At 37.8% G+C, this 18650-nt stretch carries 19 protein-coding genes; 12 read left to right on the top strand and 7 right to left on the bottom strand.

Features of this window, described 5'->3' with window-relative positions:
* Positions 1–390: 390 nt before the first annotated feature.
* Together BMX40_RS20175 and BMX40_RS07865 are read left to right on the top strand one after the other, a co-directional pair.
* Positions 391–534 carry a hypothetical protein gene (locus BMX40_RS20175; RefSeq protein WP_170840708.1) on the top strand — a complete coding sequence of 48 codons (144 nt, stop codon included), beginning with the start codon at positions 391–393 and terminating at the stop codon, positions 532–534.
* Positions 535–644: 110 nt separating this feature from the next.
* Positions 645–1163, top strand: coding sequence for a competence protein ComK (locus tag BMX40_RS07865; RefSeq protein WP_090868583.1), 519 nt, complete (start codon positions 645–647; stop codon positions 1161–1163).
* On the opposite strand, the gene BMX40_RS07870 is transcribed toward BMX40_RS07865, so the two are convergent.
* Positions 1114–1500, bottom strand: coding sequence for a YhjD family protein (locus BMX40_RS07870; RefSeq protein WP_090868585.1), 387 nt, complete (start codon positions 1498–1500; stop codon positions 1114–1116). The two genes, BMX40_RS07865 and BMX40_RS07870, sit on opposite strands and share 50 nt — an antisense overlap.
* 209 nt (positions 1501–1709) lie before the next feature.
* Between BMX40_RS07870 and BMX40_RS07875 the strand changes: the two genes are divergently transcribed.
* From BMX40_RS07875 to BMX40_RS07905, 8 genes are all read left to right on the top strand, one after another.
* Complete coding sequence (locus BMX40_RS07875) at positions 1710–2363, top strand: TVP38/TMEM64 family protein (RefSeq protein WP_090868587.1); 654 nt, start codon at positions 1710–1712, stop codon at positions 2361–2363.
* Positions 2364–2503: 140 nt separating this feature from the next.
* Positions 2504–5998 carry a helicase-exonuclease AddAB subunit AddB gene (gene addB / locus BMX40_RS07880; RefSeq protein ID WP_090868589.1) on the top strand — a complete coding sequence of 1165 codons (3495 nt, stop codon included), beginning with the start codon at positions 2504–2506 and terminating at the stop codon, positions 5996–5998.
* A complete protein-coding gene (gene addA / locus BMX40_RS07885) occupies positions 5999–9727 on the top strand; it encodes a helicase-exonuclease AddAB subunit AddA (protein ID WP_090868591.1) in 3729 nt (1242 codons plus the stop codon).
* 295 nt (positions 9728–10022) lie between these two features.
* Positions 10023–10184, top strand: coding sequence for a hypothetical protein (locus tag BMX40_RS20180; protein WP_170840709.1), 162 nt, complete (start codon positions 10023–10025; stop codon positions 10182–10184).
* Positions 10185–10196: 12 nt separating this feature from the next.
* Positions 10197–10664: a cytochrome c oxidase subunit II gene (locus tag BMX40_RS07890; RefSeq protein WP_090868593.1), complete on the top strand. Its 468-nt coding sequence runs from the start codon at positions 10197–10199 to the stop codon at positions 10662–10664.
* Positions 10665–10678: 14 nt separating this feature from the next.
* Positions 10679–12346, top strand: coding sequence for a cbb3-type cytochrome c oxidase subunit I (locus BMX40_RS07895; protein WP_090868595.1), 1668 nt, complete (start codon positions 10679–10681; stop codon positions 12344–12346).
* A gap of 736 nt (positions 12347–13082) precedes the next feature.
* Positions 13083–13718 (top strand): SCO family protein, encoded by a 636-nt coding sequence (locus BMX40_RS07900; RefSeq protein WP_090868597.1) that lies wholly within the window; start codon positions 13083–13085, stop codon positions 13716–13718.
* The gene (locus BMX40_RS07905; RefSeq protein WP_170840710.1) at positions 13718–14275 is read left to right on the top strand and encodes a hypothetical protein; all 558 of its coding nucleotides are present in this window, start codon (positions 13718–13720) and stop codon (positions 14273–14275) included. Before BMX40_RS07900 ends, BMX40_RS07905 begins: the two co-directional genes overlap by 1 nt.
* A gap of 493 nt (positions 14276–14768) precedes the next feature.
* Here BMX40_RS07905 and BMX40_RS07910 read toward each other — a convergent pair whose 3' ends face one another.
* The 6 genes from BMX40_RS07910 to BMX40_RS07935 all read right to left on the bottom strand — a co-directional run bounded on the left by BMX40_RS07910 (position 14769) and on the right by BMX40_RS07935 (position 16749).
* On the bottom strand, positions 14769–14990 hold the full coding sequence (locus BMX40_RS07910) for a spore germination protein (RefSeq protein WP_090868601.1): 222 nt from the start codon (positions 14988–14990) through the stop codon (positions 14769–14771).
* Between the two features lie 69 nt (positions 14991–15059).
* Positions 15060–15446 (bottom strand): spore germination protein GerPE, encoded by a 387-nt coding sequence (locus BMX40_RS07915; RefSeq protein ID WP_170840711.1) that lies wholly within the window; start codon positions 15444–15446, stop codon positions 15060–15062.
* A gap of 13 nt (positions 15447–15459) precedes the next feature.
* Complete coding sequence (locus tag BMX40_RS07920; RefSeq protein ID WP_090868606.1) at positions 15460–15642, bottom strand: spore gernimation protein GerPD; 183 nt, start codon at positions 15640–15642, stop codon at positions 15460–15462.
* The gene (gerPC, locus tag BMX40_RS07925; protein ID WP_090868609.1) at positions 15639–16238 is read right to left on the bottom strand and encodes a spore germination protein GerPC; all 600 of its coding nucleotides are present in this window, start codon (positions 16236–16238) and stop codon (positions 15639–15641) included. Before gerPC ends, BMX40_RS07920 begins: the two co-directional genes overlap by 4 nt.
* A gap of 69 nt (positions 16239–16307) precedes the next feature.
* The gene (locus BMX40_RS07930; protein ID WP_090868611.1) at positions 16308–16520 is read right to left on the bottom strand and encodes a spore germination protein GerPB; all 213 of its coding nucleotides are present in this window, start codon (positions 16518–16520) and stop codon (positions 16308–16310) included.
* Between the two features lie 13 nt (positions 16521–16533).
* Entirely contained in the window at positions 16534–16749 is a 216-nt protein-coding gene (locus BMX40_RS07935; RefSeq protein WP_090868613.1) for a spore germination protein, read from the bottom strand.
* A gap of 110 nt (positions 16750–16859) precedes the next feature.
* On the opposite strand from BMX40_RS07935, the gene BMX40_RS07940 reads away from it, so the two are divergent.
* Complete coding sequence (locus BMX40_RS07940) at positions 16860–18068, top strand: DUF2157 domain-containing protein (RefSeq protein WP_090868615.1); 1209 nt, start codon at positions 16860–16862, stop codon at positions 18066–18068.
* Entirely contained in the window at positions 18065–18583 is a 519-nt protein-coding gene (locus BMX40_RS07945) for a GDYXXLXY domain-containing protein (RefSeq protein WP_090868617.1), read from the top strand. Before BMX40_RS07940 ends, BMX40_RS07945 begins: the two co-directional genes overlap by 4 nt.
* Positions 18584–18650: the final 67 nt, after the last annotated feature.

Genomic DNA, 18650 nt, shown 5'->3' on the forward strand with positions numbered 1-18650 from the left:
GATCCTCATTCCGCTATTAGCCATAAATCAGTGAAAATTATACTGGAAAATGGTGAATAAAGGAAAGAGGAACCAAAACCATGCTCGAAACGAATTAATTCAGCCATTTAGCGGAATGAGGATCCACCTCGTCATCGCTGAGGATCGTTCTTCCGCTATTTGGATCCAATGGTGCTTAAATGAATTTTGTTTTTCCCACTATCGGTTTTAAGTATTCCACCATCAGTTGATTATTAGAATAACAATTATTTAGTTGCGTCGCATAAAGTACAAATATGAAATAATTCCAAACTGTTGATAAACATTTCTAATGGAAAGGGAGGAGTAGTCGTTTCGTCAGTATGAAATCATAAGAGATGTTTCATACTAGAAAAAGAAAGGATGATGAACATGGACAAAAAACATAACCAAGCACCTGAATTAGATACGTTTACGATATTAAATCCAGATTTTCAAGCAATGGATGGAGAAGTTACCATTAGTTCGCAGGAACAAAACGTTGAACCCCAAAAAGAAATGGATGAAGAGCAATAATCAGCATTTTTTTCGGAAAAATATAAATTTTATGTATCTTTTTGTCGGTAAATTTGTTAAATTATAATTACCACCTCTTTCTTTTCATTTAACGAAAGGATTGAATTCAATTGTTAAATGAATTTTATACTCCATCCCATGAGATTACCCCGCAGACAATGGCTGTTTTAGCCCAACTAGATAATAATGGAAACCTTAGCACTTGTGTTTTAGAAGAAGAAACGGAATATATGATTGATTATTCCCCTAGCAAGTTGATTGACTACTCCTGTAGGTTCTTCGGATCTAGTCTAAAGGGCAGGCAGGACGGGACTAGAGATATATGTGGTATAACACATAAAGTTCCAATTTCGATCGATCCCTCAAGTGGAATGTATTTCTTTCCTACGTCTTCACCTTCAAGCCCAAAATGTTCCTGGATTGCTCATTCCCATATTGACCAATTGAATAGAGCTGGTAATCATTGTACAGAAATTATTTTTAAAACAGGTAAGAAAGTGACTTTAGAAATTTCTTTTGGCTCTTTAATTAATCAAGTACAGCGAACAGCACAGTTTCGTTATTTGTTAGATAGTCGTATTAAGTTCCTGAAGCAACGGGATGATGATAAGATAGACTCTTTAACATAAGCTCTTGAAAGATTGCTTCTACCTTTTTACGAATTGCGGGATTAAAGTAATTACGTTTTTCCTCTTTTCCTTGGCATAAGAAAAGGTAGGAAGAAAAGGAATCATTTTTGGTTAATAGGGTGACCTGAAGCTTTTTCTTATTCATTTTTTTCCGTAATTGTTTGCGTTCGTTACTTGCTTCGGAAGCCATTTTTTCCAGTAAATTCACATAAGGCTCCTTAATTTTAAATTCCCCTTGTCGAAAACGGTCAATATCTTGCTTAATGACGACTAGTGTCATGGATAAGAAAAGAAAGCGAGAAGCTAGTTGTACTTCTTCATCTGTCAGATAACGCATGAAAATTCACCTCTACATTTAAGAACGTTTGTTCTATTATACGTCAAAAAGTATAAAAATAACACTAATAAATTTTGGAAATGAAAAGAAAGAGGTTGGAAGTTAGTTCATACTATGCTTTTTGGCGAGTTTAATTTAAAATAGAAGTATTATTGCATAGATATATTACCACTTATTGACGTTATACAATGATGAGGAGATTTGCCTACATGTATTTGTTTAACATCCTAACGGAATGGAAGATTGCATTAGAAAATGACCAATTAGATGATTTGATTATGCATTTACTAAATGATTATGAGCGGCTTGGACCACTGCCAGGGATACTATTGCCATTTATTGAAGCGTTCCTTCCATTTTTACCGTTAGTAGTATTTGTAATGGGGAATGCTGCCGCTTATGGATTATTAGAAGGTTTTTTATTGTCATGGGCTGGTTCCAGTCTAGGAGCTATATTAGTCTTTTTAATCATCCGTAATCTTGGTGATAAACGAATGTTCAAAGCGATTCGTCGAAATAAACAGGTTAATAAAGTGACAAAATGGTTAGAAAGGCATGGATTTGGTCCACTATTCTTGCTTATGTGCTTTCCATTTTCCCCTTCGTCTGTGATAAATGTCGTTTCTGGACTATCAAAAATTAGTATCCAACAGTTTATTTTAGCAGTACTTTTGGGGAAAGCAGTCATGATTTTCTCGATATCCTATATTGGTTCCAGTATTGTTTCATTTGCGCAAAATCCAATTAGAACCATAATTGTAGGAATTTGTATCGTATTGTTCTGGATCATAGGGAAACTTATCGAAAAAAGATTACAACGAAAAGCATTATTAAATGACAACACAAATGAGATTGAAGAATAACAGAACGCTACATAATGATAAGATAAACTTCTGTCTGGTATGGATAGGAGTTTTTTCCTTAGTCTCACAGCGTTTGTTACTTTTGATAATTTAAAGAACAAACCTTCCATATTACCAACATACACCTAGGGGGGATAAGTATGGGACTTCGATTTATCGTAGGTAGATCAGGAAGTGCAAAGAGTGAGCAATCCTTTGCCGAAATTCGTGAAAAATCGTTGAACGATCCACAAGGAACGCCAATATTTTATATTGTTCCGGATCAAATGACGTTTGAACAAGAATATGAATTGTTTAAGGATGAAGGATTTCAAGGGAGTATTCGAACGCAGGTTGTAAGTTTTTCACGGCTTGCATGGCGAGTACTCCAGGAAACGGGAGGGGGTACGAGACAATTTATAAGTTCTGTTGGAATCCAAATGATGCTCCGAAAAATCATTGAGGAAAAGCAAGGAGAATGGCTTGTTTTTCAAAAAGCGATGGAAAAACAAGGCTTTTTGAGCCAACTGGAGAAAATGATTACGGAATTTAAACGTTATCAAATTACACCAGAACTTTTACAAATGCAAATTAATGAACTTAATCAATTTGTTCATCAAGAACCAGGAGAACAGGCGTTAATAAATAAACTAGAAGATTTGCATTATATTTACGAAAAATTAGTACACGCCCTACAATTCAATTACATTGATAGTGAAGATCAGCTTCAATTACTAGCTGAAAAGATAACGGAGGCGTCGTTTTTACAAGGTGCTGAAATTTACTTTGATGGATTCCATCGATTTACTCCGAAAGAATTAGTTGTGGTTGAAACGTTAATGAAGAAGTGTCGTAATATCACGGTAACATTAACAATTGATGATCCAGAGGAAGAACACGTCTCTGATTTGGATCTGTTTTATCAAACAACGGAGACCTATCATGCGCTCAAATCAATTGCCCAAGAAAATAACATTCCAATTGCCGAAGACATCGTGCTGGAACCAGAGGATGGCAGGTTTCAAGATCGTCCGTTTTTTGCTCATTTAGAAAAGTATTTCGATGTAAGGCCAGCTAATTCATACGAAGGAGATGCACCAATCCAACTTGCGGAAGCTGTTCACCCAAGAGCAGAGGTGGAGGGGGTTGCGCAAGAGATATTACGGTTAGTGCGAGATGAAAATTACCGTTTTCGAGACATGGCTGTATTGATTCGTCAAGCCGATATGTACCAAGACCTTATTTCGACTATTTTTGAAGATTATAATATTCCCGTCTTTGTTGATGAAAAACGAACGATGTTAAATCATTCTTTAATCGAGTTTATCCGATCTGTTTTAGATATTGTAGAAGGAAATTGGCGATATGATGCAATCTTTCGCGTATTAAAAACTGGATTCATTCCACAGACTGACGAAGAATATCCATTAACCAATGATGCAATTGATGAATTGGAAAACTACGTATTAGAATATGGAGTTCGGTCACGAGAGAGATGGACTGGGAATGAAGAATGGAAATTTCAGCGTTTCCGTGGGTTTGATCATGCAGCCCAAACAGATGAAGAAAAAAATACGCAATTACGTATTAACCGTTATCGAAAGCAAGTTGTCCAAGCCTTGGAGGCTTTTGATACGAACATTCGAAAAGCAAGCACCGTCCAAGCATTATGTGAAGAAACATACTTATTATTAGAAAGATTGGATGTACCAGCACGACTGGAAAAAATGCGTGCTTACTATGACGATCAAGGACTTATTGAAAAAGGCCGAGAGCAAGAACAAGTGTGGAATGCAATCGTTCAGTTGATGGATGAAATTGTCGAAATGGCCGGTGAAGAGCAAATGTCATTGGCAACGTTTCGAGCAACATTGGATGCTGGGTTTGAATCGCTGAAATTTTCCCATGTTCCACCAAGTATTGACCATGTCATTGTTGGTACGATTGATCGTTCGCGAATAAGTGGTATAAAATGCTCATTTTTGCTTGGGGTTAATGAAGGGGTATGGCCATTAAAGCCACCAGCAGATGGCATGATTAATGAGGCAGAAAGAGAACGGTTAGCTGGCCACGGCATGAAGCTTGCAGAAACAAGTAAACGACAATTATTAGATGATTGGTTCTATATGTACCTTGCATTTACTTCGGCTAGGGATTATCTGTGGGTTAGTTATCCATTAAGTGATGAGGATGGAAAGTCAAAAATGCCATCACAACTCATTAAACGCATGGAAGACTTATTCCCAGATTGTAACAGTCATCTGTTATTACAGGATCCAGATGAATTGGTTGATGCGGAGCGTTATATAACGACACCAGTGAAGACAAGGTCTGCATTAACTGCTCAATTAGCTCGTAGTAGAAAAGGCTATCCTGTAAAACCAGTATGGTGGCATGTTCTCAATTGGTATATGAATCATCACGACAAACAAAGTACGACCTATACCATTTTACAAAGTCTATTTTATGAAAATAAGCCAACGAACATTGCTGAAGAAACGGTTAAGGAATTGTATCCCAAACAAGTGAAGGCAAGTGTTTCAAGGTTAGAATCCTACTACCGTTGTTCGTATCAGCACTTTGCTAAATATAGTTTAGGACTTGATGAACGAAAAACGTACAAGTTGGATGCACCAGATATTGGGAACCTCTTTCATGAAGCATTACGAATCATTACCGAATGGATTCAAGAGGAAGGAAGAGATTTTGCTGGTTTGACAAAACAGGATACAACGACCTATGCACAAAAAGCGGTGGATAATTTAGCTCCAATATTACAGCACCAGATTTTGCATAGTTCCAACCGGTACCAATATATCCAACGAAAATTACAGGAAGTTATTGCACGTGCTGCATTTGTATTGAGTGAGCAGGCAAGACAAAGTAATTTTTCTCCGATTGGTTTGGAGCTAGGTTTTGGGTCAAAAGATGATAAGTTAAAGCCTGTGACCTTAGAGCTACCGAATGGGTATGAAATTATGCTACGAGGTCGAATCGATAGAGTGGATAAAGCATTAAATGAGGAGCAACTATTTTTACGTATCATTGATTATAAATCAAGTGCAAAAGGCTTGAATTTAGTAGAAGTGTATTATGGTTTGGCGTTACAAATGCTAACCTATTTGGATGTCGTGTTATCCCAATCGGAAAACTGGTTACAGAAGAAGGCAACTCCTGCGGGGGTTCTATACTTCCATGTCCATAATCCAATGATCTCTGGCAATAAACGTATTTCTGATGAGGAAATAGAAAAGGAAATCTTTAAGAAATACAAAATGCAAGGAATGGTCATTGCGAACGAACAAGTAGCACGATTAATGGATACTAGTTTGGAAACGGGTTGGAGTGACATGCTTCCATTAGGTGTGAAAAAATCAGGCGAATTTTATGGAAATTCAAAAGTTGCGCATCAGGATACGTTCGCTAGTTTACAAGAACATATTCATCGGTTGATGCTTCAAGCAGGAATAGACATTACCCAAGGTGGGGTGCATTTAAACCCTTTCCAACATAAGCAAAAATCAGCATGCACGTACTGTCCATTTTTATCTGTTTGTCAGTTTGATACGTCGTTAGAAACGAATGATTTCCGAAAACTGCAAGATATGGACGATGATGAAATACTTGAAAAACTTCGCAGCGAGGAGGAGATATAAATGGTCAAATGGACGAAAGAGCAAGAAGATGCGATTTATACGGATGGTAGTGATGTCCTCGTTGCCGCAGCTGCTGGATCTGGTAAAACGGCAGTGTTAGTAGAGCGGATCATTCAAAAGTTATTAAAAAAAGAAAAACCAGTTGATATCGACACCCTCCTTGTTGTAACGTTTACCAACGCAGCTGCACAAGAGATGCGTAACCGGGTAGGACTCGCACTTGAGAAAGCGCTCGAAGAAGATCCGACATCCATACATCTTAAGAAGCAACTATCTTTATTGCAGCGCGCATCGATTTCAACCTTGCATTCTTTCTGTTTGGATATTGTGAAGCAATACGCGTATTTATTAGATATTGATCCTGGATTTCGGATTGCCAATGATATGGAAGCAGATCTCATGCAACAGGAAGTTATGGATGATTTATTCGAGGAATGGTATGGCGCTGATGGTGAGGAGCAGGAGCGTTTCTTTTCTGTTGTTGATCGTTTCTCCAGTGATCGAAGTGATGCGGATGTGGAGGATTTGGTTTTATCATTATATACATTTGCAATACAGAACCCTTGGCCCAATGTATGGCTTGATAAACTAGCGAATGTATATGATATTCCTGATGAGTGGCAGGAACAGGATTTAACATGGCTAGAAATTATTAAAAAAGAAGTTTATAACAAGTTTGAGGCGATTCAACAGGAGATGGAGCATGCCTACACATTAACACAAGACCCGGATGGCCCTGAGCAATATACAGAGGCAGTTGAGTCGGACTTAGCGATGTTAAACCAAGCGAAAGAAACACTTCATTCTTGGGATGGCTTACAGGAAATAATGGCATCTAGTAAGTTTAAAGCTTTATCACGAAAAGGTACGGAGTGTGATGAAGAAAAGAAAAAGAAGGTACAGGTATTACGAAATAACTATAAAAAACGGTGGGAGAAAATGCAAAAAGGGTGGTTCAGCCGTAAGCTTTCCTTTCATATAGAGGATATGCGCGAGTTGGCTCCTGTTATTAAATCCTTAACCGATTTGGTAAAAGAATTTAGTGCCCGCTTTACAAAATTAAAAAAAGAAAAAGCGGTAGTAGATTTTTCCGATTTAGAACATTATTGCCTGCAATTATTAGTGGATGAAACCTCTTCATCTGATCAGGTAGTTCCGTCAAGTGTTGCTAAAAATTTACAAAACCAGTTTACGGAATTACTAGTAGATGAATATCAGGATACAAACCTAGTACAAGAAACAATCCTAACCTTAATCAGTGACCAAGTAGGACCAGGGAATATGTTTATGGTTGGAGATGTTAAACAAAGTATTTATCGCTTTCGTCATGCGGAGCCTTCCTTATTTATAGATAAGTATAAACGTTTTGCTAAGGAAGAAAATGTTGGGAAACGAATTGATTTAGCACGGAATTTCCGCAGTCGAGAATTAGTTCTTATTGGTGCAAATTATTTATTTAGGCAAATTTTAGATGAAGGCTTGGGAGAGATTAATTATGATCAGGATGCAGAATTAATCTATGGGAACAAGATGTATGATACGTTACCTTATTCTGAGCCGAATCCGGAGTTAGTTATTATTGATCGGCAGCAAGTAGATGAGAAAGAAGATACTTCTGAAGATGGAGAAGACTATAAGGATTTAGAAAAAGCCCAATTGGAAGCAAGGGCCTATGCGGAAAAAATTAAAGGCTGGATCGGTCAAAAAGAAAAAGCACCTTTACAGGTGGTAGATAAAGCAACAGAAACACAGCGCGATGTTCAATATCGTGACATTGTTATATTACTTCGTTCCATGACATGGGCACCAACTATTGTGGATGAGCTAAAGAAACAAGGAATTCCAGTGTACGCGGAATTATCGACAGGGTATTTTGAAGCAATTGAAGTAAAAATCATGCTTAGCTTTTTAAAGATTATCGATAACCCGCGCCAGGATATTCCGTTGGCGTCAGTCCTGAAATCTCCTATTGTTGGTCTAGATGAAAATGAATTAGCCTCCATCCGTTTAGCGGATCGGAAACATACGTATTTTGATGCGTTAAATAAATATAAACAAGAAAATCAAGACGAACTTGCGAATAAAATTACACGCTTTTTGGATCTATTAGAACAATTCCGAATCGCATCAAGGCAAGGAGCTTTATCCGAATTAATTTGGCAAATCTACCGGGAAACAGGTTATTATGATTTTGTTGGCGGTATGCCTGGAGGACGGCAGCGTCAAGCCAATTTACGAGCGTTGTATGATCGAGCAAGAAGTTACGAAACGACATCTTTTCGAGGACTGTTCCGTTTTCTTCGTTTTATTGAACGGATGGAAGAACGTGGCGATGACTTAGGAGCAGCAAGAGCGCTAAGTGAACAAGAGGACGTTGTTCGTATCATGACGATTCATAAGAGTAAAGGTCTTGAGTTTCCAGTTGTTATTGTTGGAGCAATGGAGAAGCAATTTAATTTGCAGGATTTAAATAAGCGGTATTTATTGCATAAGGATCTAGGATTTGCAAGCAAATATATTGATCCAGTTAAGCGGATCACCTATCCAACGATTTATTTTGAGGCAATTAAGCAGGAAAAATTACGAGAATTATTAGCAGAGGAAATGCGGGTTTTATATGTTGCATTGACTCGAGCAAAAGAAAAACTCGTAATGATCGGAAATGTGGCTTCCTTTGAGAAGAAACAGGAAAAATGGCAGAAAATGCTCGATCATTCCGAATGGATTCTACCAGCTCATTTCCGAATCGAGTCAAAAACATACTTGGATTGGGTTGGACCAGCATTGATTCGTCATCAAGAAACAGAAATGCTCCGATCGGAAGAAATTCAGGATGCAGTACTAGAGGAGGTTCGTATAGACCCCTCTAAGTGGGATGTATCCATTATTCATGGTAGTGATTTAACTAATATGGAAGATCTTCGTTTGGAAGCGGACAAGCAGTTACAAGATCGAATAAACGATTGGAACCCGATGGATGTTGAAGACGAAGAACTAGATACTTTTGTAGCGAATCGATTATCGTACACGTATCCATATGAGGAAGCGGCAAAGTCACGAGTGAAACAAACAGTTACTGAAATCAAGAGACAGCGCGAAGTGAAGGATGAGTATAGTGCTGAGCAATTGATTACACCATTCCAGGCTCCAATTGTGAAGAAACCAGCATTTATGCAAAAAGAAAAGAAATTATCCGCAGCAGAAAGAGGAACAGCAATGCATACCGTTATGCAGCATATTCCTTTTACAAAGCAAATGAATACTAGTGATATTTCTGATTTTATTGAAGGGTTGGTAGAGAAAGAAATTCTTCTTAGACAAGAAGCGGATATTATTGACATACCAGCAATTGAAAAATTCTTTGACACAGAAATAGCGAACTATTTAAAAGAGCAATCTTCTGTTTATCGGGAGGTTCCATTTAGTATTACATTACCGGCTAAGGAAGTATATGCAAATTGGAAAAGTGATACGAATGAACAGATATTGCTACAAGGTGTGCTTGATTGTGTTGTACCTAAAGACGACGGATGGATTATTTTAGATTACAAAACGGATACAATTACAGGTGAAGTTACAGACGAAACGATCGATAAACTTGTCAAAAGGTATGAAACCCAGCTAAGCTTATATCGCTATGCATTAGAACGGATTTGGCAGCAACCAGTTAAAGAAGCATATTTGTATTTTTTCGCAAGACAACTTCTTGTAAAGGTGCCAATGGAATGATTTTTAAAGCTAGACCAATTAAATGGTCTAGCTTTTTAAGTATATAAAGAAAAACATAATAATTTTGGTCGTATACTACGTGAACTTGGATTGGAGTAATGTCTGATCCAAGTTTTTTTATCGTATTTAAACATTCCTTACCTTAGAGTTGTAGGAATTATTAATTCTGTCAACAATTTGTCAAAAATCGTTCTACCTGTAACCAATATCACACCCTCCTGTGATTCATTTCACTTTCATGATAATACTTCTCAATTAGTATAAAGGTAAGAAATCGTTAGGGAGGTTGATTCAGATGGCAGAAAAGAAAGTTAACCTTGAGCAAAAGGTAGAAACACACACAGATGAACATTCCACAAAAGGTGCATTCGCTGCATCCATGATTTTTGTTGGAGGATTTATTTTATTCTTGTATATAGCAATTTATTGGTTATTTATGGTTCGAGTTGATCTATAGGAGGGGAAGAAAATGCAAATGCACAAACATGAAAAAATTTGGTTGACATTAAGTAGTGCGATGATTATTGGTTTCTTGCTAATTGCTGGCTATCAAACGTTTGCGTTAGAGTTGGGGCCGCCAAGTCATAAGGAGACCATCGATCCGCAAAAAGTGGATGAAACAGCTCCTTTTGATGAACCCGGTGTTTATCAAACAGGTGAAAATGAATATGAAGTGGTGATGACGCTTCAGATATTCAGTTTTACACCAAACGAAATTGAGATACCTGCTGGTTCAGAGGTAACATTTACGATGACATCTAAAGATGTAACACATGGCTTTCAAATTGCTGGTACAAACGTCAATGCTATGGTAATGCCTGGATATATCCAAAAGATTAAACAGACATTTAATGAACCGGGTGAATATTTAATTTTATGTAACGAGTATTGTGGTGCAGGACACCAAATGATGTCGACGACAATCACTGTTAAATAAAGGAGGGAAGCAACATGTCGATTGCATTAAATTTAAAAAACAAAGCAAATAAAGTAATGGGGATAAACCCAGAAGATGCACGAATCTCGAAATCATATTTTACCGTAACTTTTGTCGCATTATTAGTAGGTGGGATCTTAGGCTTACTTCAAGGATTAAACCGAGCAGGTCTTCTTGAACTGCCATCATGGCTTAACTATTATCAAGTATTAACAGCACACGGATTACTCTTAATCCTCGTATTTACAGCATTTTTTACAATTGGTTACTTTTATTCTGTATTATCCCATAACTTGGATGGCTTACTTCCGAAAGTTAGAAAAATGGTATGGATCGGTTTTGGAATGAAAATGGTTGGTTTTGTGTTAGCTGTTATTCCAATTTTAATGAATGATGCTACCGTTATGTACACATTCTATCCGCCAATGGCAGCTTCACCGATGTTTTATATAGGCTTAGTGTTTATTGTATTAGGTGTTTGGATGGCAGCATTTGGAGCATTTATTCAAGTAGCTAACTGGAGAAAACGAAACAAAGGAACGCATTTACCAATCTTATCTTTCTTTGCAACAGGTGTATTTGTTCTATTATTCTTCTCTAGTATTCCAGTTGCAATCGAAGTGTTCATGATTATTCCATGGTCATTCGGTTGGATGGAAACGATTAATGTAATGCTTAGTCGTACGCTGTTTTGGGCGTTTGGGCATACCTTAGTTAATATTTGGTATCTAACGGCGATTTCTGCTTGGTATGTCATCGTACCAAAAGTAATTGGAGGCAGACGATTTAGTGACATGCTAACACGTGTCGTGATCATTTTATTGGTTATTCTTAATATCCCTGGTGGGTTCCACCATCAAATCATCGACCCAGGGATCTCGGAAGCAGTAAAATTCATGCATGTATTTATGAGTTTAGCAGTAGGATTTCCTTCATTAATGACTGCATACGCAATGTTCGCAGTGTTTGAAAGAACAGGTAGAAAAAAAGGTGCAAAAGGATTATTCGGTTGGTTTAAAAAATTACCATGGGGTGATGTTCGATTCTTAGCTCCAATGATCGCGATGATCGCATTTATTCCGGCTGGTGCGGGTGGTATTGTCCAAACTACAAACCAATTAGACCAAGTAGCACATAATACACTTTGGATCACTGGACATTTTCACTTAACACTAGGAATGACGGTAGCACTGACATTCTTTGGAGTAAGTTATTGGTTAGTACCATATGTATCAGGTCGTATCCTAACTACTAAAATGAATAAATTTGGTGTTTTCCAAACAATCCTTTGGACAGTCGGAATGTCCTTGATGGCTGTAGCAATGCACTTAGTCGGATTATTAGGATCTCCAAGAAGAACTTCTTATTCAACTTATGGCGATCATGCAACTGCATTAGGTTGGGATCCATATTTAATCTTCTTGGCAATTGGTGGAACAATTCTTATAATCGCTGTACTCATGCAAGTGTTCGCCGTATTCCATCTGATGTTCCGTGCACCGAAAGGCGAGTCCGAATTCCTTATCGCGGAAGAAGAAGAAAACGCCACGAAAACCCCATTCTGGACAGAACGCTGGAGCAGAACCATTCTTATTATGCTTATCATCGTAGCGATGGCTTATGTTATACCAGTCGTAGACTTTATCGGTGATCCAGGGTCCCCGCCATGGAGAACATGGTAGATGAAGGAATGAGAGTTGATACCTTGGGATGAAGGGTTGATAAGTCGCGGCCGAACGTTGATAACTCGCGGTTTAAGGTCGATAAGTGGGTGCTGAACGTTGATACCTCGGAATAACGGTCGATAAGTGGGGGTCGAACGTTGATAACATGAGATGAAGGTCGATAAGTGGCGGTTGAACGTTGATAACTCGCGGTTTAAGGTCGATAAGTCGGTGCTGAACGTTGATACCTCGGACTGAAGGTCGATAAGTGGCGGTCGAACGTTGATAACTCGCGGTTTAAGGTCAATAAGTGGGTGCTGAACGTTGATAACTCGGACTGAAGGTCGATAAGTGGGGGTCGAACGTTGATAACATGAGATGAAGGTCGATAAGTGGGTGCTGAACGTTGATAACTCGCGGTATAAGGTCGATAAGTGGGTGCTGAACGTTGATACCTCGGACTGAAGGTCGATAAGTGGCGGTCGAACGTTGATACCTCGGAATAAAGGTCGATAAGTGGCGGCCGAACGTTGATACCTCGGACTGAAGGTCGATAAGTCGTGGCCGAACGTTGATAACAAGGAATGAAGGGTTGATATCCTAGAACGAAGGTTGAATTCAAAGAATTGAAAGTTGATTTCATAGAGTTAAGGGGCGATTTTCACGAATCCAAAGGTGATATCTCAGGTGTAACTTGCAGGAGAAGGAGGTTCCTATTTCGCCCTTTAATCTAGTGCAGAAGGAAGTGAGTTCCGTGATCAAAAAAAGACATAATACCGTTGCTATAGTAGTGGTGTTACTGTTTGGATTTGGAGTATTTTACTTTGGTACAGATGGTTTCCAAGCATTCACTGCAGAAACTGCTCGTACGAATAAACTTATTGAAGAAAAGCCTCAATTTCCAAATGTAACATTTGAGGATAGTAAGGAGCGGGTCTATACGTTTGATGAATTTGAAAATAAGTATGTATTTATTACGTTCCTATATACGGCTTGCACCGATGTGTGTCCACAGCTGGAAATGAACATGCATGAAGTCTATCAGAGATTACCAGTAGAAGCGATTGGGGAAGACATCGTCTTTTTGAGTATTAGTTTTGATCCGGAACAAGATGATCCTCGCACTTTAGAAAAATATCGTGGTTTTTTTGGAAGTGATGGAGATACGTGGAGAATGGCTAGAATACCTGATCAAGCAGAATTAGATAGGTTACTAGATGAATTTGGTGTCATTGTCATTCCAGAAGAAAATGGGATTTTCACACATAATTCAGCTTTTTATTTAGTCAATCGAGAGGGACAGTTGGAAGAGGTTATGGATTATACGAAACCTGAAGAAGCTGCAGCGAAGGTAGAGCAATATCTCCAAGATGAAGCGGGGGATGAATGATGACACAGGCAAAATATGGACTGGTACTATTAATCTTTCTTATTCTTCCACCTGTAGCGAATCTATTGGAATCGATCATGATCATTCACATGCATATGCAGATGCCCTTGCTGGTGATAGCTGGATTATTAATGGCTCCATTTTTCCAAGCGAAATTTCCTAGTTTCTTTAATAAATGGAATGAGAACGGAATACCTGGGATAATGCTCTTTATCATCATTATGTCTTATTGGTCGATTCCAAGGGCAATGGACGATGCATTAGCGATTTCAGTTGTAGAGTATTTTAAGTTTGTTAGTCTACCATTTTTAGTTGGCGTACCATTAAGAGATAGCTGGAAAAAGCTCAGTGATTTTGGGAAGAACCTAACATTTATCATTTTCCTGATTCAATTTACAGTAATGGGTATCATTTATATTGCTTCACCTGATCAATTATGTAATAACTACATTCGAGCTGAACAGGTAACCCTTGGGTGGGGATTTATTACCATGGCGATCGCGATATTTATCTATTTAGTACAACTTCTCTTTATTAATCCATCAGATTATGAGTAAGAAAATAGAGTGTATCTAGCCTTGTAGCTGGCTGATACACTCTTTTCTATGCTTAGACAAGTATAAAATTAAATCCCTGTTGGATGAGTTATTGGAAGGAACAGCTGCATCTAGCTACAGCGCCTAGAGACTAGCGAGACTTCCCTCGCCTTCGTACGATAAAGAAGACTTACCGACTGGCTCTGCCAGAGGTTTAGTCGCACTTATACCCTTGTGGTGAAAGTCAACATCGGCTTCGAGGGATAAAGAAGGTCGACTAAAGTCGGCCTCCTGAGGCCAACGTCGACATACCCCTTTTTTAGTGGCATGTTTCCTTTATCTCCTTGAAAAAGGAATACACTTTTTCTGCGTGCGATGTTTTGCTGACGTAGCATTACTTCTCCTACGGTATGAATAATCGATTAAAACCGTCACTTTGCGTGACAACATCGATTCACCCATCATGGATGGGCGCAGTCCGTACGTCTCTACCCAAGGCGCTTGCGCTTTTGTTCTATGCATTGGCGGTCATATTTTGATCGGAAACATCTGGGTCAAAAGGATTTGTAGAACTGAGGCCGGTATTTGTATTGATAAAGTCACCGGTATTAAACGACCCAGACCCTGCATTGGTTTTGGCAGTTCCTTTTGGTGCCAAGTAAAAGGAGTCACCAAAGTTTACAACTCCACTATCAACACTAACTATTTTTAAAGGTCCTCCAACAATTGATGGCATTGTATTTACACCTACTAACTTTCGTTTATTATAGTTTATGATTAGGAAATTAAATTGTGTGGGATCTTTTTATATTTCTTCTTTCTCAGAGCGAATTCTCCGAAAATGTTTGACTCTGGAATCGGAGTGAATATGCTTTAAGCTTCCAACTTGGATAATTCCGGATTGGCTAGCCCCGTTGATATATACATTTCCTACACGGATCGTATTTGAGTGATGCCTGCTTCTCATTTTGACATTTCTTCTACCATTTGGCCAGTTAGGTTGTAATTGAAAAATTGGATAATCCTCGAATTGTACATCATATGCATCGTTAAAGATAGCCCCCTCTTGTTGAAGGGCGATAATTTTCGACCTTGGATTCGCATTGTTACTATCTCCAATATTAAAAATGGAACTGTACGCAATGGAATGAATTCGTATCGTTTTCACATCGGATAAACGTTTGTTAGACAATATTCTCCCTCTTTTAAGCCATAGGTGGTGCTAAAGGAACTAATAATCCCACCTCATAAGATTCTGGAGGGGTATCAAAAAATGAGGAGAGTGTAATTTGTTCATTGTCACCAATTAAGAAAACGGATGACGACGCAATCGCATCGATTTTAATATCCCCAACTTGTAACCCCCAATTGTGTACTTCTATATTCATAATTCTGCTCCTTTTTCATTATTACCCTGCATATATTTTGTTAAGGAGTGATAAATCTCCTTTTTAACTTGCTCGTATAAGTAGGAATGAAGTTCATCTTCCGTTGAAAAATGTTGATTTGATGCTTCATTTGTATAATAAGCTATGCGGTGTGGTAGTTGTCTTTCCATATCTTGAATAAGCAAGGATTGGTAATTTCCATCGATTGAACGATTATGACTTTGAGCAAGATCTTGGATCATTTTAGGTCCTTCATTCCTTAGAAAGTTTGTTAAATCTGCCATTACTTGATGATGTGTGGAATTGGGATTTGCTTGCTGTTGATTTGTATTCATGTCCAGTGGGATCTGATTTCCGAAACCGAGATCGTCTATATTAGCTAAATCATTAGGGGACAACCCAATATGAAGTGTTCCATCCAGTCGTTCAATTTTTAGTTGGTCAAAATGATATTCTACTTTGTCAACCATATGAGAATTTTTTTCTTGGATAACACGTTCAAGTTCACTCATTCTCTGTTGCAATTCTTGTATTTGTTGTTGCTGCTGTTGGCTAGCTTGCTGTAACTGATAGAAGTAGTTGTTCCAATCATACATATTATTTAAATCGCCCCTTTCCCCTAGGCACTTACCTATTTATAGCCTATGCAATGGCTAAGTTATTTGTTAATTAGTAGGACTCCTCAACGGGACAATAGGGGGAATCTGTGTACCAACAGCTTCTGCTTCTTCAGCAACTTCGGTGTATCCTCCAGTATTATATAAATCAGCCTGGGCTTGAATACTTCCTGTACTTCCAATTTGTAAAACCGATGAATTTGTGATGGATCCAACTTTTAATAAGTTTATATTGATGGATTGATGAACAGTGAGACACAACTTTATCACTCCATTATTCTGTAACAGGTTGATCGACTTTATCTTTATCATAGACATACGTGTTGGAATTTCTTAAATTAACACGAATTCCATCTCCAGTATTAAATGAGCCACCACCAGCATATGTTTTTGCAGTACTTCTTGGATTCATCGTATAGACGTCCCCAATGTTGAATATGGCGGATGCGGATACACTATTCACTTTTACTGCGCCTACTTTTGCTGGCATTTTCGCATCCCTCCTCATAGTAGTCTATGTAGAAACGGGGAATTGTTGAAAGAAATAGTGTAGGATGTGGTATCTTAAAAGTACAAAGATTCTAAGGAAGAGGTGACGGTATGAATAAAACAAAACTAAAGCAAGAGGGGAAAAAATGGGTTGCAGAGGGAATTATATCGGAGCAACAATTAGAGAGAATTCTTGAAACCTACAAACAAAAAGATCCAAACTTTATTATTATCGTTTTTGCTGTGTTATTAACAGGCCTGGGATTTCTTACCTTTATCATGTCGGATTGGGCCCAAGTTGCTCATTTTTCTAGGGTATTCGTTATACTAGCTGCCATTGTTGGATTATATATTCTCGGCGATATTTTGTACCGAAAGCGTTCGGAATTATTAGGGGTAAGTTTTGTTATTTTAGGATATATTGTTTTTGGTGCAGGGATGTTATTAATCTTAAACATTTATACTGTTGAATTATTTAGTGCTTGGCCGTTTTTAATTTGGAGTGTTATTGGACTGTTGCTTTATTTTATTTATGAGCATAAATTAATATTTGTTGTAGGATTACTTGTTACAACTGCGGGACAAATTTATAGTGGAATGGAATTTGCTTCATTTAGTTGGCTAATCCTTATCGTATTTATAGTAGGATATACGCATTTTGTTTATCACCATGCAAATTATGTATTTAGTTATTTATTTGCTATTAGTTTTTCTCTGCAAATGGTAGTACTAACGATAGCAAATGCTTATGAGTACTATTGGCTGATTGTTTTATTCCTAGCATTGTATGTGATCGGGGAATTGCTGCCAAAAGAAATACTAAAGAAAACATTCCAATACATTAGTTTACTGAGTATTTTTTTATTCGGCATGTATCAAAGTTTTCTACTACAAGAATCATTTTTTATTCAAGATATGAATTTACAAACTAGCTTTATAATTGTATGGGGATTGGCCATTCTCGGAACTGTAATACTTAAATTGCTTACAAGAAGCCAGTTAGAGCTCATTGACCTGGTTTTATTTTTACCTATTTGCTATTTACCATTTTCGTATGTTCTTGGTTTGGTTAGTTTATTTATTTTTTCAATCGCTTGGTTACTTTTGGGGTATCGAAAAGAGGACCACGAGAAAGTATTGCTTGGTACCGTTAGCTTTTTACTTAGTACATTTACCGTTTATATACAGTTTGGCTGGGACGCGATGAATAAATCGTTGTTCTTCTTAGTAGGTGGAATATTATTATTTTCGATTAGCTTCTTTTTAGAAAAACAGCGTCGTGCGATTGTGGATTCCAATAAAGGAGGAAATACAAAATGAAGCGACTGTTGGTTTATGGTGTCATTTTGTTGCAAATAGTAATTATATCAGGAATTGCCTGGCAAGATACCTTGATTGATGAATATGGTCAATCCATTCAGTTGCTACAAGATCAACAAGATCCTTTAAAATACAATTCACTTTTCGAATTCGGCTCGATGCGCATGGAATATGAGATAAATACAATACCCCATGAAAAGTGGGATATCTCAGAGGAAATTCATTATCAAGAAGTAATCCATGTATTACTCGAGGAAAACGAAAATGGCTATTATGAGGTTATAAAGGCAGCCAATGATAAGGTTGAACCGAGTTCTGATCAAATTGTATTACAGGCAAAATATAACTATACGGATTCGATAACAGATAATCACCGGGTCCAATATGGTTTCGAGGAAATCCATGGAGAAGTGGATGAATATCAGCATTTGGATTCTGGAAAGCAATGGGTTGTTACTGTAAAAGTTGCGCCTTGGAATCAGAATAAAGTAGTTGCGATTGAAAATAAAGAGTGATGAGCAGGTATCCCATTCGAGATTCATTACATTTATACGCAGTAATAGGGGAAAATAAGAGAACATC

Origin of the sequence: Oceanobacillus limi (assembly GCF_900111445.1) — a bacterium.
Taxonomy (GTDB): domain Bacteria; phylum Bacillota; class Bacilli; order Bacillales; family Amphibacillaceae; genus Ornithinibacillus; species Ornithinibacillus limi.

Excerpts from the sequence above, each read along its gene's own strand:
- BMX40_RS20175 (WP_170840708.1), top strand. The coding sequence starts at position 391 with ATGGACAAAAAACATAACCAAGCACCTGAATTAGATACGTTTACGATA.
- BMX40_RS07870 (WP_090868585.1), bottom strand. The coding sequence starts at position 1,500 with ATGCGTTATCTGACAGATGAAGAAGTACAACTAGCTTCTCGCTTTCTT.
- BMX40_RS07875 (WP_090868587.1), top strand. The coding sequence starts at position 1,710 with ATGTATTTGTTTAACATCCTAACGGAATGGAAGATTGCATTAGAAAAT.
- addB (WP_090868589.1), top strand. The coding sequence starts at position 2,504 with ATGGGACTTCGATTTATCGTAGGTAGATCAGGAAGTGCAAAGAGTGAG.
- addA (WP_090868591.1), top strand. The coding sequence starts at position 5,999 with ATGGTCAAATGGACGAAAGAGCAAGAAGATGCGATTTATACGGATGGT.
- BMX40_RS20180 (WP_170840709.1), top strand. The coding sequence starts at position 10,023 with ATGGCAGAAAAGAAAGTTAACCTTGAGCAAAAGGTAGAAACACACACA.
- BMX40_RS07890 (WP_090868593.1), top strand. The coding sequence starts at position 10,197 with ATGCAAATGCACAAACATGAAAAAATTTGGTTGACATTAAGTAGTGCG.
- BMX40_RS07895 (WP_090868595.1), top strand. The coding sequence starts at position 10,679 with ATGTCGATTGCATTAAATTTAAAAAACAAAGCAAATAAAGTAATGGGG.
- BMX40_RS07905 (WP_170840710.1), top strand. The coding sequence starts at position 13,718 with ATGACACAGGCAAAATATGGACTGGTACTATTAATCTTTCTTATTCTT.
- BMX40_RS07910 (WP_090868601.1), bottom strand. The coding sequence starts at position 14,990 with ATGCCATCAATTGTTGGAGGACCTTTAAAAATAGTTAGTGTTGATAGT.
- BMX40_RS07920 (WP_090868606.1), bottom strand. The coding sequence starts at position 15,642 with ATGAATATAGAAGTACACAATTGGGGGTTACAAGTTGGGGATATTAAA.
- gerPC (WP_090868609.1), bottom strand. The coding sequence starts at position 16,238 with ATGTATGATTGGAACAACTACTTCTATCAGTTACAGCAAGCTAGCCAA.
- BMX40_RS07935 (WP_090868613.1), bottom strand. The coding sequence starts at position 16,749 with ATGCCAGCAAAAGTAGGCGCAGTAAAAGTGAATAGTGTATCCGCATCC.
- BMX40_RS07940 (WP_090868615.1), top strand. The coding sequence starts at position 16,860 with ATGAATAAAACAAAACTAAAGCAAGAGGGGAAAAAATGGGTTGCAGAG.
- BMX40_RS07945 (WP_090868617.1), top strand. The coding sequence starts at position 18,065 with ATGAAGCGACTGTTGGTTTATGGTGTCATTTTGTTGCAAATAGTAATT.